Annotated in this window: 12 protein-coding genes and 1 pseudogene; 6 read left to right on the plus strand and 7 right to left on the minus strand. The window is 74.8% G+C overall.

What is annotated here, in order from left to right; all coding sequences use genetic code 11:
* Window positions 1-17 precede the first annotated feature (17 nt).
* Both ACIP4Y_RS01640 and ACIP4Y_RS01645 read right to left on the minus strand, forming a co-directional pair.
* Window positions 18-536 (minus strand): HAD domain-containing protein, encoded by a 519-nt coding sequence (locus tag ACIP4Y_RS01640; protein WP_401386366.1) that lies wholly within the window; start codon window positions 534-536, stop codon window positions 18-20.
* Window positions 533-1,024, minus strand: a complete 492-nt coding sequence (locus ACIP4Y_RS01645) for an MSMEG_6728 family protein (RefSeq protein ID WP_401386369.1) — start codon at window positions 1,022-1,024, stop codon at window positions 533-535. The genes ACIP4Y_RS01640 and ACIP4Y_RS01645 overlap by 4 nt, the downstream gene beginning before the upstream one ends.
* A 230-nt stretch (window positions 1,025-1,254) precedes the next feature.
* Between ACIP4Y_RS01645 and ACIP4Y_RS01650 the strand changes: the two genes are divergently transcribed.
* From ACIP4Y_RS01650 to ACIP4Y_RS01670, 5 genes are all read left to right on the plus strand, one after another.
* Window positions 1,255-1,530 (plus strand): hypothetical protein, encoded by a 276-nt coding sequence (locus ACIP4Y_RS01650; protein WP_401386372.1) that lies wholly within the window; start codon window positions 1,255-1,257, stop codon window positions 1,528-1,530.
* Between the two features lie 20 nt (window positions 1,531-1,550).
* On the plus strand, window positions 1,551-2,000 hold the full coding sequence (locus ACIP4Y_RS01655; protein WP_401386375.1) for a hypothetical protein: 450 nt from the start codon (window positions 1,551-1,553) through the stop codon (window positions 1,998-2,000).
* Window positions 2,001-2,202: 202 nt separating this feature from the next.
* Window positions 2,203-3,867 (plus strand): energy-dependent translational throttle protein EttA, encoded by a 1,665-nt coding sequence (gene ettA, locus ACIP4Y_RS01660; RefSeq protein WP_358647488.1) that lies wholly within the window; start codon window positions 2,203-2,205, stop codon window positions 3,865-3,867.
* A 6-nt stretch (window positions 3,868-3,873) separates the two neighbouring features.
* Entirely contained in the window at window positions 3,874-4,290 is a 417-nt protein-coding gene (locus ACIP4Y_RS01665; RefSeq protein ID WP_358647490.1) for a thioesterase family protein, read from the plus strand.
* Window positions 4,287-4,964 carry a hypothetical protein gene (locus ACIP4Y_RS01670; RefSeq protein WP_401386379.1) on the plus strand — a complete coding sequence of 226 codons (678 nt, stop codon included), beginning with the start codon at window positions 4,287-4,289 and terminating at the stop codon, window positions 4,962-4,964. The genes ACIP4Y_RS01665 and ACIP4Y_RS01670 overlap by 4 nt, the downstream gene beginning before the upstream one ends.
* Before the next feature lie 19 nt (window positions 4,965-4,983).
* Here the strand turns inward: ACIP4Y_RS01670 and ACIP4Y_RS01675 are convergent, their stop codons facing one another.
* The 4 genes from ACIP4Y_RS01675 to ACIP4Y_RS01690 form a co-directional block, all read right to left on the minus strand.
* Window positions 4,984-5,937, minus strand: coding sequence for an ABC transporter ATP-binding protein (locus ACIP4Y_RS01675; RefSeq protein WP_401386382.1), 954 nt, complete (start codon window positions 5,935-5,937; stop codon window positions 4,984-4,986).
* Between the two features lie 40 nt (window positions 5,938-5,977).
* Complete coding sequence (locus tag ACIP4Y_RS01680) at window positions 5,978-8,716, minus strand: FtsX-like permease family protein (protein ID WP_401386385.1); 2,739 nt, start codon at window positions 8,714-8,716, stop codon at window positions 5,978-5,980.
* On the minus strand, window positions 8,709-12,011 hold the full coding sequence (locus ACIP4Y_RS01685) for an FtsX-like permease family protein (RefSeq protein ID WP_401386388.1): 3,303 nt from the start codon (window positions 12,009-12,011) through the stop codon (window positions 8,709-8,711). Before ACIP4Y_RS01685 ends, ACIP4Y_RS01680 begins: the two co-directional genes overlap by 8 nt.
* Before the next feature lie 149 nt (window positions 12,012-12,160).
* Window positions 12,161-12,565, minus strand: coding sequence for a globin (locus ACIP4Y_RS01690; protein ID WP_401386391.1), 405 nt, complete (start codon window positions 12,563-12,565; stop codon window positions 12,161-12,163).
* 95 nt (window positions 12,566-12,660) lie between these two features.
* Here ACIP4Y_RS01690 and ACIP4Y_RS01695 point away from each other — a divergent pair, with 95 nt between their 5' ends.
* Window positions 12,661-13,638, plus strand: coding sequence for a methyltransferase domain-containing protein (locus ACIP4Y_RS01695; protein WP_401386394.1), 978 nt, complete (start codon window positions 12,661-12,663; stop codon window positions 13,636-13,638).
* 7 nt (window positions 13,639-13,645) lie between these two features.
* Here the strand turns inward: ACIP4Y_RS01695 and ACIP4Y_RS01700 are convergent.
* Window positions 13,646-14,458: pseudogene (locus ACIP4Y_RS01700) on the minus strand (FHA domain-containing protein); the annotation flags it as partial.

Below are 14,458 nucleotides of genomic sequence, written 5' to 3' on the forward strand. Positions count from 1 at the left end.
CGGGGCTGCCGTGGCTTTCAGAGGGCTGCGGACGCGGGCGGCGCGGCGGTGCGGAGCCAAGCGGTGAGCGCGGCGAAGTCGGCGTCCGTGAGGCCCTTGGCCGGGTCGACGCGGTGCAGGAGCGAGGGTCCGGGATGCCGGGCGGCGACCCAGAGACGGTCCAGGGCGCCGATCTCGTCGTCGAGCCAGACGAACGGCCGGCGGCCGGCCCACGCGAGGAGGGGGCGGGTCTTCCAGTGCAGGCCGCGCGGGCTGTCGTCGGCGCAGGTCTCCGGCCACTCCACCACGGGCAGCCTCGGCAGCCCGAGGCGTGGGGCGACCGTCGTGTTCGCCTCGTCCCCCCAGGTCGAGGCCCACACGAGCCGGCAGCCCAGAGCGAGCAGCCGCGGCCCGGTCCGCGGGTCGAGCCGCTCCAGCAGCGGGTTCCCCCGGTGATCGAGGGGCGCACCGTGGTGATCAGCGACCGATGACCCGAACGGGAGGAGCGGTCCGTCGACGTCCAGGAAGAGCAGGGCAGGCCCCGCCGCACCGGTCACGGCGGCACGGCACCCGGCAGGTTCCCCGCACGGTCCGACGTCGGCCACGTGTAGGGCAGATCGTTCGGCACATCGGGGAAGAGCGGCGCGTAGGTGCCCGGGTCCTTGCGCACCAGCGCTGACCGGTGGCTGCGGTGGAACGCCTCGTCGCCGAGCCAGGGAGGCAGTTCTCCGGCGGCCGCCAGCGGCGCTTGGTGGCGAACCGACGCACCGGGACGGAATGCGAGGAGATCGGCGACCAGGGTGGCCGCGCAGCTGTCCTGATGGCCGCATTCACGCCATACCTTGCAGACTTCGAGGCCATAGCGGACCAGCGCTTCCTCGTACCCCGCCCACATGCGTACCGCCGGGTGATGCCGCCATCCGTAACCCGGGACGACGAGGCCACGAAGTACTTGCAATGCTTCGACCCGTTGTTTTCCGAGTCGCCGGCGGTCCAGGGTCAGGGCCGAGGACCTGAAGTCGGAATAAGGCAGGAAAGTCTGCATGCCGTCGCCCCTGTCGGCCAGGGAACTGTCGTGGTCTTGATCCCCGACTCGCGCGAGGTGAAGTCCAAGGTTACGGGAGTACTTCGCCTGGTGCCAACACCGTCGGCCGCACCGACGTTGAAGCGACAAATAAAAATGTCCTCGGATTTCCCGGAGCCGGGGTGTGGCTCGGGAATGTGGGGAACTCAGGTCTGGACAGCGCCTGCTGTGATGCGCACCGGGAGAACAACATGATCGTCAAGAAAATGCACGAGATGGGCGTCCGCAGCGAGCACGCCTACATGGCCGCTTTCACCTCGATCGGCCTCACTGTTGCCGCCTGGGTGACCAGCCTGAAGGCCGAACCCGGCACCGGGCTCGCCCGCGCCGACCGGTGGGGCCTCTTCGTGGGCGAGTGGGCTCCCACGTTCTTCGGTCTCGGTCTCGCCCTGTCCCATTACGAACAGCAGGACGGCACCCTGACGGCCAGCGTCCATGAATTCCCGGAACACCGGGTAGCCGGCTGAAAAGGGCCACACGGAAGATCATGAACGTTGACGGCGGCGGTCCCGACCGCGCACATCAGCGCCCCGACGGCCTGAGCGATACGACGCTCCGAGCTCTGGGGTCGCTGTCGAAGGCTTTGGAGACGACAGAACGCGCCCGCGGTCATCTCTACAGTTTTCATCAGCTGACCGGCACTGCCGATCTGGAACTGGACCGGGCGATACGGCTTCTGCGGGAAGCCGGCCACTCCGCGTGGGCCGACAAGGTACAGACGGAAATCTTGGGCCGCAACGTCATCCCGGGCCATTGGACGTTCCAGATCATCGAGGCCTACAACGACACCTATTACCAGCCGTTCAAAGACCTCGAACATGCCGCGGTGGAGCGGTTGGCCGGAGGGCGGGACCACCTCTACGAGGCGGAGATGAAGGAATCCCGCCGCACGGCCGGCCACCCCGCCCACACCGCCCGCCCCGACACCGCCCCGTGACCGAGGGCCGTCTCCGGGCCCCGTGCGCGGGCGGTCGGGGCTGACCGGCGGCGACCTGCGGTGACGGATGAGCCACCCGAGCGCGCGGCGAAGCCGCAGGTCAGGGGCGTTCGCCCCGACGCGTTTCCGCCCAGGGGTGGCCGTACGGCAAGATGGGGTGTATCTGCCCACTGCCAGATTTCAAGCTGCCGGACGGTTTCTCTTGGCTGAGTTCATTTACACCATGCGCAAGGCGCGCAAAGCGCACGGCGACAAGGTGATCCTCGACGACGTCACCCTGAGCTTCCTGCCGGGGGCGAAGATCGGTGTCGTCGGCCCGAACGGTGCCGGTAAGTCGACCGTGCTGAAGATCATGGCGGGGCTGGAGCAGCCGTCCAACGGTGACGCCTTCCTCTCGCCCGGCTACACCGTCGGCATCCTGCTGCAGGAGCCGCCGCTGACCGAGGACAAGACGGTCCTGGAGAACGTCCAGGAGGGTGTCGCCGAGATCAAGGGCAAGCTCGACCGGTTCAACGAGATCGCCGAGCTGATGGCGACCGACTACTCGGACGCGCTGCTGGAGGAGATGGGCAAGCTCCAGGAGGAACTGGACCACGCCGAGGCCTGGGACCTGGACGCCCAGCTCGAGCAGGCCATGGACGCCCTGGGCTGCCCGCCCGGCGACTGGCCCGTGACCAACCTCTCCGGTGGTGAGCGCCGCCGCGTCGCGCTGTGCAAGCTGCTGCTGCAGCAGCCCGACCTGCTGCTGCTCGACGAGCCCACCAACCACCTCGACGCCGAGTCCGTGAACTGGCTGGAGCAGCACCTGGCCAAGTACCCGGGCACCGTCGTCGCCGTCACCCACGACCGGTACTTCCTGGACAACGTCGCCGGCTGGATCTGCGAGGTCGACCGCGGCCGCCTCCACGGCTACGAGGGCAACTACTCCAAGTACCTGGAGACCAAGGCCGCCCGCCTCAAGGTCGAGGGCCAGAAGGACGCCAAGCGGCAGAAGCGGCTCAAGGAAGAGCTGGAGTGGGTCCGCTCCAACGCCAAGGGGCGGCAGGCCAAGTCCAAGGCCCGTCTCGCGCGGTACGAGGAGATGGCCGCCGAGGCGGAGAAGATGCGGAAGCTGGACTTCGAGGAGATCCAGATCCCGCCGGGCCCGCGTCTGGGCAACGTCGTGGTCGAGGTCAACGACCTGCACAAGTCCTTCGGCGAGAAGGTGCTGGTCGACGGTCTGTCGTTCACGCTGCCGCGCAACGGCATCGTCGGCGTCATCGGCCCGAACGGCGCCGGCAAGACCACGCTGTTCAAGATGATCCAGGGTCTGGAGACCCCGGACTCCGGTGACATCAAGGTCGGCGACACCGTCAAGATCTCCTATGTCGACCAGAGCCGCGAGAACATCGACCCGAAGAGGACGCTGTGGGAGGTCGTGTCCGACGGCCTCGACTACATCAACGTCGGCCAGGTCGAGATGCCGAGCCGGGCGTACGTGTCCGCGTTCGGCTTCAAGGGCCCGGACCAGCAGAAGCCGGCCGGCGTGCTCTCCGGCGGTGAGCGCAACCGGCTCAACCTTGCGCTGACCCTGAAGCAGGGCGGCAACCTGCTCCTCCTCGACGAGCCCACCAACGACCTCGACGTCGAGACGCTCTCCAGCCTGGAGAACGCGCTGCTGGACTTCCCCGGCTGCGCCGTCGTCGTCTCCCACGACCGGTGGTTCCTCGACCGCGTCGCGACGCACATCCTCGCCTACGAGGGTGAGTCGAAGTGGTTCTGGTTCGAGGGCAACTTCGAGTCGTACGAGAAGAACAAGATCGAGCGGCTCGGCCCGGACGCCGCGCGTCCGCACCGTGCCACCTACAAGAAGCTGACCCGGGGCTGATCGATCTTGCGGCACCTCTACCGCTGTCCGCTGCGCTGGTCGGACATGGACGCCTACGGCCACGTCAACAACGCGGTCTTCGTCCGCTACCTGGAGGAAGCCCGCATCGACTTCCTGTTCCGTCCGGAGAAGGACTTCAAGCAGGGGTCGGTGGTGGCGCGCCACGAGATCGACTACAAGCGGCAGCTCGTGCACCGGCACCACCCGGTGGACATCGAGCTGTGGGTCACCGAGATCCGGGCCGCGTCCTTCACCATCGCCTACGAGGTGAAGGACGAGGATCTCGTGTACGTGCGGGCCTCGACGGTCATCGTGCCGTTCGACTTCGAGGCCCAGCGGCCCCGCCGGATCACCGCCGAGGAGCGCGCGTTCCTCGAGGAGTACCGGGACGGGGCCGACAAGGAGGAGGCCGTCGCGGCATGACGGTGCTGCACCTGGCCGACGAGACGGAGGCGGCGGACCTCGCCGCCTTCCTCTCCCGGCTGCTCCACTACGACCGTGGGGCCGCGGTGCGGCTGCAGGCGGCCGGCACCGCCCTGGCCGTCTTCGGCCGGCCGCCGTCCTTCGAGGTGCTGGCCGTCCGCGCGGTGCGGCTGGCGAAGCCGTACGAGGACGGGCTGGACGTCACCCTCGACGTGACCGTCTCCGCCGGCGAGCTCCTGGAGTCCGTGGACGAGCGGGCGGCCACCGCCGCCGTCCCGGGCGCGGTCACCGGACCGCCGTGGGCCGGGCTGCTGCCGCCGCGCGCCGGCTGGCAGCCGGAGCCCGGGCTGCCCGCGCCGGACGCGCTGCGCGCCACGGTCGCCGCCGCGGTGGCCGAGTTCCGCGCACGCACCGAGGAGCTGGCGCCCGAGGGCCGTACCCGCGCGGAGCTGGACCGGATCGGGCGGGACATCTGGTCCCGGGAGATCAGAGGCACCCGGCTGCCGGTGCGGGCCGTGCACGCGGCCCAGTCCCTGGGCTTCCTGCGGCCCGGGACCGGTCCGGGCGACACCGGGCTGTTCTCCTCGGGGGCGTGGCTGCGGCTGCGCACGCCGTACGGGTCGGTGGCGGTACGGCAGGCGGGGCTCGGGTCCTTCGGGCTGAGCGTGCGCTGAGCCGGAGTCCCCGGTTCCGTCAGGCACCCGTGTCGTCCGGCCATACGCCGATGTGGTCGGACTCCAGTTCCAGGGCCACGCGGTCGCGCATGTCCAGGGCGCGCAGATAGTCGGCGGGCAGTTGGAGCCGGCCGGCGCGGTCGAGCATGGCGTACTCGCGGGCCACGACCGTCTCATGGCCGGTCGCCGCGTCGATCTCGCTGCGGCGCAGCACCTCGGTGGAGGTACGGCCGTCGCGGATCGCCACCGTACGGCGGACCTCGCCCGCCACCGCCTGGTCGTGGGTGACGATGACGATCGTGGTGCCGAGGGTCTCGTTGGCCGTGCGGAACGCGTCGAAGATCTGGGCGGCCGTCTGGGAGTCGAGTTCGCCGGTGGGTTCGTCGGCGAGCAGCACCGCGGGGCCGTTGGCGAGGGCCACGGCGATCGCGACGCGCTGCTGCTGGCCGCCGGACATCTGCTCCGGGCGGCGGTCGCGGCAGTCGGCCACCTGCAGCAACTCCAGGAGTTCCAGGGCGCGTTCGGTGCGGGCCCGGCGGCCCTTGCGGGCGCCGGAGAGCTGGAGCGGGAGGGCGACGTTCTGGGCCGCGGTGAGGTAGGGGAGCAGGTTGCGGGCGGTCTGCTGCCGGACGAAGCCGACGACCTCGCGGCGGTAGGCGAGGCGGTCCTTCGCGGTCATGGTGAGCAGGTCGCGGCCGGCGACGCGGGCGGCACCGGCGGTGGGGGTGTCGAGGCCGGCGAGGATGTTCATCAGGGTGGACTTGCCGCTGCCTGACGCGCCGACCAGCGCCATGAGTTCGCCCTCGCGGACGAGGAGGTCCAGGCCCTGGAGGGCTTGGACCTCTATGCCGTCCGTGGTGAAGATGCGCACGAGGCGGTCGCAGGTGATGAGGGCGTCGTGGCCGTAGACGGGGTTCGCCCTGGCCTCGCTGACGCGGTGTGCCAGCTCGGTCAGGCTCGGGTTCGTTGTCATGGGGTCTCCTGCGTGGGTGCCCGGTGCTGCGGCTCGACGTTCATCGGCCGTCCCCCGCCCGTAGTTCCCTCACCGAACTCCGTCTGCCCGTCCACCAGGCCTGGAGGGCCGCCACTCCCACCGTCACCGTCAGGACCGCGAGGGCCGGGGTCGTGAGGGACCACGGGTCGGGCCGGAGTGCGGCACCGGGGGAGGGGGCCTCGGCTGTCGGGAGGGCGATGGCGGTGAGGTCGATGCCGGGGGAGAGGAGGCGGATCGTGGACCAGCCGGTCACAGTGCCGCCCACGGCTGCCAGGACGGCCTGGGGCAGGGACTCGAGGACCAGCAGGCGGCGGGACTGGGCGCGGGTGAGGCCCATCGTGCGGAGGCGGGCCAGGAGCGCGGCGCGTTCGGGGGCCGCCCGGAGCAGGGACAGCAGCAGGGCCAGGACGGCGAAGCCGGCCCCGGTGGCGACCGCCGCCGTGTACACGTGCTCGGCACCGGACTGGAGGGGCGAGTCGGCGTACCGGGCGCGTTCCTCGGCGCGGATCCGGACGGCGGCGCCACCGACGGCGTCCCGCAGCGCGCCCGCGTGCAGCCGGTCGCCGGTCAGCAGCAGGGTGGTGGGGCGGGCCGCCGGGGCGGGCAGGCCCGCACGGTCGACGAGGAGGAAGTCGGCGCCGGGGACCGCCGGGGTGCGGTCGCGGACGAGGACGATGTGCACGGTGACCGCGCTGCCGTCCTCCAGCCGGACCAGGAAGGGCCGCCGGGTGCCGTACGCGGAGGCGACGGAGGGCGAGGCGACGGCGGGCAGGGTGCCGGAGCGGCCGGCCAGGCGGTCGGCCGGGAAGGCACCCAGGCCGGTGCGGGCCGTCAGCTCCGCGTACCCGCGCGGGTCCACGCCCACCAGCGGTACGGCGTCCTGGCCGTCCTGCGGTTTGGCCTGGTAGGAGATGCCGACGGGGGTCACCGCGCGCACCCCGGGCACCGACCGGACCCGGTCGGGGGTGTCCGCCGGCAGCGGGGTGCTCGCGTCCGCGCGGGCGTCCGCGCCGACGGTGAGCAGGGCCGCCCGGTCCCGGGCCTCGGCCACCCCCGCCAGCACCGAGCCGCCGAACGCCGCCGTGGTCAGCGCGGTCAGCAGGGCGAGCAACGGGAGCACCGCGGAGGCCTGGGCGCGGCCCGCGCGGGCCAGGGAGAGGTGGCCGAGGGCGCCGCGGAGCCGCCCGGCGGGGCCGGAGAGGCGGCGCAGCAGCAGCGGGTAGAGGCGGAGCAGCAGCAGCGCGGCGATGACCCCGACCAGGACGGGGGCCACGGCCACCAGCTGGTCGCCGGTCGTGCCGCGCCGGCGCAGGGTCGCCACCGCCCCGGCGGCCAGCACCAGCAGGGTCAGCTCGGCGACCGCGCGGCGCCGGGAGGGCCGTATCGAGGCGAGGTCCTCGCGCGGGGCCGTCAGCCGGACCGTGCGGTGGGCGAGGGCGGCGCGCAGCGGGAGGGCGGCGCAGGCGGTGAGGGTGACGGCGAGGGCGGCGGCGACCGCGGGGGCGAGCCGGCCGGCGGGGACCGCGAGCAGGGCCACGGCCAGGCCGAGCGCGCCCGCCGGTACGGCGACCACGGCGGTCTCGGCGAGCAGCCGGCCGGCGAGGCCCGGCAGGGAAGCGCCGCGGGCGCGCAGCAGGGCGAGTTCGGTGCGCCGCCGGTCCGCGGCCAGCCCGCCGGTCATGAGCAGGACGACGGCGACGACCGTCGCGGTGCCCGCGGCGGCGACGGCGACCAGCGGGGCGATGCCGGAGCGCAGCCGGGAGAAGGAGGCGAGCGCGCCGTCGAGTTCGGTTCCGGTGTCGGCCCCGTAGTCCGTGGCGGCGCGGGCGCGTTGCAGCGCGGGCCCGGACTCCAGGGAGGCGACGGCCGGCTCGAGCCGTTCCACGTCGTGTGCGTGCAGGCCGCTCAGGCGGGGCGCGAGGTGCCAGTAGCGGGCCGGGTTGGTGCTGGTGCCCAGCAGGGCGGGGGCCGCGTCCGGGGCGAGCAGCAGCGCGCCGAGCCAGTACCTGTCCGGGTCCGGGCCGGGGGTGGGCAGGGTCACGAGGGTCGGGGTGCGCAGCAGCGGGACGGTGGACCAGTAGGCGCCGTCGGGGTCGCGCGGGACGAGGATGCCGGTGACCCGGACGGCGAGCGGGGCACGGCCGGGCGCCGGCACGTGGACGACCGAACCCACCTCGATGTGCAGGCTTTGCGCGGTGGCGGCGGTGACGGCGGCCTCCACCTCGGCTGTCGTGCCGTCGACCGGGTGCGCGGCGCGCGGCAGCCGCCCGGTGCGCACGCGCGCGTGCTCGGCGAGGCCGCTGCGCGCGGTCAGCGAGACATGGGCGGGCAGCCCGGTCGGCCGGGGCAGCCACGGGTCGGGCACCGCCGGGTTGACGGTGCCGGTGACGCCGTACGCGGACTGGGCGCGGTCCACGGTCAGCGGGCTGCCGACCGCGCCGAGCACCTTCTCGTACTGCCGTCGCAGCGTGGCCGGGCGCAGCGCCGCGGCGCGCCGTTCGGGCGGCAGGGAGAGGTCCGGCTGGGGCGCCTGCACCCGTACGGTGGTGCGGTCGGGGCGGGCCTGCCGGAGCGCGTGCTGAAGGCCCGCGTCCTCGTACCGGTCCACCGCGCGCGGGAAGGCGCCCGCCAGGCACGCGGTCAGCGCGACCAGCAGCGCGAGCGCGACGGCGGCGCCGGGTGCGGCCCGCAGCCGGGTCCGCACCCATGGCGCGATCACGGGAGCCGCCGGTGCCGGACGGCCGTCCAACTCACTCACCTCCCTGTGCGCGCAGTGCCGCCGCCGTTTCGGCGCGGCGCGCGGCCGCCACCGCCGCGATCAGCAGCGGGGCCGCGGCGACGGCGGCGAGCAGCAACGCGACCCGGCCGGGCGGCAGCCGGACCAGCAGGTCGGGCACCGGCCGGGTCGCCTCCCCGGTCAGGACGATCAACGGCAGGACGGCACGGGCCAGTACGGTGCCCAGGCCGAGCCCCACCGCGAGCGCCAGGCCCACCAGGACGGCCTGCTCGGCGGCGACCGTCCGGGCCAGCTGGCGGCGCGGCACACCGAGCGCGCGCAGCACGGCGAACTCGGCTCTGCGGGCCCGTTGCGCGCCGGCGGCGCCGGCCGCGAAGCCGACCGCGGCGAGCGCCGCCGCGACCACGGCCGCCGCCGTGAACGCGGCCTGCGGCCCGGCGCCGAACGGGTCGTCGCGCAGCTCGGCGGCGATCTCGTCGCGCACCACGACCTGTCCGGGACCGACGTCCGGCAGCGCCCGCACGGCGGCGGCCACGCGGGCGGCGGCGCCGGGCGCGGTGCCCAGCCACCACTCGGTGGGCACGGCGCTCTCCCCGTACCGGGCCTGGAGCACCTGGTTCACGGCGCGCAGGTCGAGCAGGACGGCGCCGCCGTCGCGGACGCCGGTGTTCGCCGGGTCGGCGGTGGCGGGCAGCGCCCGGACCGCCCGGACGATCCGCACCGGCACCCGCCGGTCGCCGAACGTGAGGTCGATCCGCTGCCCGGCGCGGGCGCCCGCCGCGGTCAGGTAGCGGTCGGTCGCGAGGGCCGGCACCTCGGCGGGCGCGGCCTGGGCGACCTGGAGCCGGAGGGTGGCGGAGGCGACCGTCCAGATGCCGGCGTCGGGGAGGTAGCCGGTGCTGTAGGTGAAGGCCGGCGGGCGGGTGCCGGTGACCTCGGGGCGGGTGGGGCTGGTGGCGGCGCTCGGTACGGCGGCGCCGCCGGCCTCGGCGGTGGTGGTCCACCGGGCGGGCAGCGTGAGCCGCTGCTCCGTGCCGTCCGCCGTGGCCGCGGTCAACCGCTCCAGGACGAGGCGGTGGCGCTCGGCGCGCTCGGCGGGCTGGGTCAGGTCCAGGCGGAGTCCGGTGAAGGTCGCCGGTCCGGAGGCGGCGAGGGCGAGGCTCAGGGTGTGCGGGCGCCCGTCGGCGGGGAGCTGCCCGAGCGGCAGCTGGTACGGCACCCCGTACCGGTCCGCGAGCGTCACCGTCACCGCGGTCGTGGTGCCCGGCCCGGTCGAGCTGCGCAGGCGGGCCGTCAGCTCCAGCCGGGCGGTGCCCGCCGGCACCTCGGTCCCGGCGGGGGCGCCCCCGGGCGCGAGCCGGCCCAGCAGCGGCCGTACCGGTTCGTCGGCCAGGTCGGGGCGCATGAGGACGGCGTCCGCCGCGTGCGCGGTGTCGAGGGCCAGCACGGTGGCCGTACGGTCGCCGGACAGCGGCTGGGCGGCGCGCACGGCCGGGGCGGCCTCGCGCACGTCCGGCAGATCGGCGTACAGGCCGGTACGGCCGAACCCGTCCGCCCCGGCGGCCAGGACCCGCACCGGCACCCCGGCCCGGAAGTCGGCCTGGTCGTCCTGCGAGCGGTCCCAGGAGGAGGCCTGCCCGATCGCGAGCATGCCGAGGGCGACGGCCAGGACCAGCAGCAGCACCGGGCCCGCGCCGCGTGCGGTGCGCCGGCTGAACTGCCAGCCGGCCAGTGCCACCGGCAGCCCTCGCCCGCCGGCCGCCCACCGCTCGGCGAACCGGGCCACGGGCGGCAGCAGCCGCAGCGTGAGCACGGTCCCGGCGAGCAGGGCCAGCGCCGGCGCGGCCACCAGCAGCGGATCGACGCCGAGCGTGCCCGACCGGTCCGCGGCCACGCCCCCGGAGCCCTGCCGGCCCAGCTGCCGGTAGGCCACCCCGGCGATCGCGAGCAGCCCGAGGTCGGCACCGGCCCGCAGCGGGGCCGGTACGGCGGTGCGGCCCGGCCTGCTGCGGAGCGTGCGGGGCAGCGGCCAGGCCCGCCGGGCGCCCGGCTTGCGCACCTCGGCCCCGGCGCCCGTCAGGGCCGGGACGGCCACCGCGAGCGCGCAGCCGAGAGCCACCGCGGCCGCCACCAGCCACACTGCGGGCCGGCCGGCCGGCGGGAGGTCCAGGCGCAGGCCGAGCCGGGCCAGCGGGCCGTGCCCGGCGAGCAGGGCGGTGAGCGGGCCGGCGAGCAGCGGCGCGCACACCGCCGCGGGCAGCGCGAGCAGCAGCGCCTCGGCCGCGGCGAGGACGGCGATCCGGGTCCGGGAGGCGCCGCGGGCGCGCAGCAGCCGGGTCTCGTCGGCGCGTTCGGTGCTGAGCAGCCGGGCGACCAGGAGCAGCGCGTAGCCGGCGAGGAGTACCAGCTGGAGGGCGATGATCAGCAGGGTGGAGCGGGCCACGAGCAGCGAACGGTCCACCCGGTCCAGCACGTCCGGCAGCGCGGTCTGCGAGACGGTCGTACCGCTCAGCGCGGTCGGCTCGCGCAGGGCCGCGCTGCCCTTCCGGGCCGCCGTGCGCAGCTCCCCGATCCGGCCGGTCGTCACCGAGGTGAAGTCGGCCGAGGCCAGCCAGCCCGTGGAACCGGCGCTGACCCGGCCGCCGGCGAGGACGCCGGGGGCGGCGAGGAGCGGGCCGTACGTCGTGAAGCCGGACTCCTTCACCCCGCGGCCGAGCAGGTCGTCCAGCCGCCAGTACGGTGCCGTCACCGAGACGGGGCGGTACACGCCGACGATCCGGACCCGGACCGCGGGGCCGTTCAGCCGGTCCGTCAGGGTGAGCCGGTCGCCGGCCGCCAGCCGCAGCGCCCGGGCGGCGGCCTGCGGGAGCGCCACCTCGACCTCGCCGGCACCGCGGCGCGGGAGGCGGCCGGCGGCCAGCCGCAGCCGGGTGGTGTCCAGGGCCGCGAAGTAGGTCAGGTCCGGGTCGCCCGACCGGCTCGCGGCCGGCTGGAGCGAGCGGGGCAGCGCGTACGGCCCCGAGCGGCGCAGGGTCCGTACGGTCACCGGTAACCCGGCGAACGTGGTGCGGGCTCCCCGGCGTACGGCGGTGTCGGCGGCGGCCCGCTCGGCCGGCGGCACGTCCGCCTTGACGATCAGCGCGGTGTCGGCGGCGTTGCGGGAGTCGCCGAGCACATGGCGCAGCGCCGCGTCACCGATCGCCCCCGAGTACGCCGTGAGCGTCGCCAGCACCGCGGTGGTCAGCACCACCGTCAGCAGAGCGGCGCACAGCAGCAGGCGGTGCGCACGCGCGCGTGAGAAGACGAACCCCGTCACCCGGCCCCCGTGTGTCCGGACTGCCAGACCTTCGGGCGATGCTGGCAGAGCGCCGGGCGCCGGGTAAGCGGTTGTCTGCCGGTCTATACCGGATTGTGATCGGAATGCGGCGACGGGTGACCGGAATCCGACCTTCAGCGACGTCCCGATCAGTCAGGGGTGTTCACCATCGACGCGGCGGCGTACGTCAGGTAGTTCCACAGCGTCCGCTCGTGCTCCTCGGACAGCCCCAGCTCGTCGACCGCCGCCCGCATGTGCCGCAGCCAGGCGTCGTGCGCCGCCCGGTCCACGGTGAACGGCGCGTGCCGCATCCGCAGCCGCGGGTGGCCGCGGTTCTCGCTGTAGGTCGTGGGCCCGCCCCAGTACTGCATCAGGAACAGGGCCAGCCGCTCCTCGGCCGGGCCCAGGTCCTCCTCCGGGTACATCGGCCGCAGGAGCGGGTCCTCGGCGACCCCCTCGTAGAAACGGTGGACGAGCCGGCGGAAGGTCTCCTCCCCGCCGACCTGCTCGTAGAAGGTCTGCTCCTGAAGCGTGCCGCGCCGAATCTCATTCACCCGTCCATCGTCTCAGACGGGATGGCCCAGGACTCCAGGCTTAGGACCACCCCGGACGCCCCCGCCCGCGGACCGCCCGCCCCTACTGTGGACCCATGGGCGCCCACGACACGGACATCGAGGCTCTCGCCGACGCGGCACGGGCCGCCCTGGTGCGGGAGATCGACGCCGACGGGGCCTGGACCGCGGACCCGGTGTGGCGGGAGGCGTTCGCGGCGGTGCCCCGGCACCTGTTCGTGCCGTACTACTACGTCGCCGGGGCGCGTGGCTACGAGCGCCGCTGGGCCGAGAGCCCCGACCGCGAGGCCCGGGAACGCTGGGTGCGCGGCGCCTACGCGGACGAACCGCTGGCCACCCGGCTGCGCGACGGCGAGCTGGTCTCCTCCAGCAGCCAGCCCTCCCTGATGGCCCGGATGCTGGTCGCCCTGCGCGTCGAGGACGGCGACCGGGTGCTGGAGGTGGGCGCCGGCACCGGCTACAACGCGGCCCTGCTCGCCCACCGGCTCGGCGCCGGCGACCTGGTCACCACCGTCGACCTCGAACCGGAGATCACCGAGTCGGCCCGGCAGCACCTCGCCGCGGCCGGCTGCCACCCGGTCGTCGTCACCGGCGACGGTGCGCGCGGAGTGCCCGAACGCGCCCCCTTCGACCGGATCATCGCCACCTGCGAGCTGCCCACGGTGCCGCGCGCCTGGCTCGCCCAGTGCCGCCCCGGCGCGCGCATCCTCACCCCGCTCGCCACCGGCCTGCTCGCCCTGACCGTGCGGGACGCGGAGCACGCCGAGGGCCGCTTCCTGCCCGGGGCCGCCTTCTTCGTGCCGCTGCGCGGCGAGGGCAGGGCCGAGCCCGAGGGCGTCTGCCTGGCCGGGCTGCCCGGCCGGGCCCGCCGGCAGGAACCGTTCCGCTTCCTGCTCGCGCTGACCCGGGGCACCCTCGACCCGCAGGAGGCGTACGCCCTGTGGGAGCGCGAGGGCGAGCCGGGCCGCGGACGCTACGGCGTCACGGTCGCCGGCGGGCACACCTGGGCGTGGCTGGACGACCCGCAGGGGCCGTACGTCTGGCCCCTGCCCTGAGCGCGGCTCAGCCCCGGCGGACGGTGATCGTCGTCCAGGCGCCCACGTGCACCCGGTCGCCGTCCTGGAGCGGGACCGGCACGAACGGCTGGATCGGCTCCTCCGACATGTTGACCGTGGTGCCGTTCGTCGAGTTCTGGTCGACGACCGCCCAGCTGCCGTCCGGCTGCTGCACGAGCACCGCGTGCTGGTGCGAGACGCCCGGGTCCTCCGGCGGCACCGACAGGTCGATGTCGGGGGTGTCGCCGGTGGAGTGCCGGCGGCGGCCGATGGTGACCTGGTTGCCGGAGAGCGTGCGCTGCTGCTCGGGCGAGTACGCGGGCAGGTTCAGGCCGGCGGCCTCGGGGCCGGAGCGGTGCATCATCGCCATGAAGTACTCGCGGTCCGGGCCGATGGTCGCCGTCCAGGTGGCCGGCTGGGAGGACTGCGGTGCCTGCGGGAAGCCGTTGGGGCCGGAGGGGGCCTGGGTGGCGCCGGGGTGCGGGTAGCCGTAGCCGCCGCCCTGACCGCCGCCGCCCTGACCCGGTCCGCCCGGTCCGCCCGGTCCTGGGGACGACGGCGGGGAGATCACCCAGTCGTCGTCGCCCGCCGGCGGGCGGCCGGTCTCGCGCGGGAACGCGGGCGGAGCCGGGGCCCCGGCCTGCTGGAATCCCTGCGGGGCACCGCCGGGACCGCCGCCGAAGCCGGAGGGGCCGGGCGCCGTGGGGCCACCGGGACGGGAGGGCTCACGCCCGAAGGCCGGGGGTGCGGACGGGCCGCCGGGACCCTGTCCCGGGCCGCCGAAGCCCTGACCGGGGCCCTGGCCCTGGCCCTGGCCCGG

It is taken from the genome of Streptomyces sp. NPDC088810 (assembly GCF_044750305.1).
GTDB lineage: Bacteria > Actinomycetota > Actinomycetes > Streptomycetales > Streptomycetaceae > Streptomyces.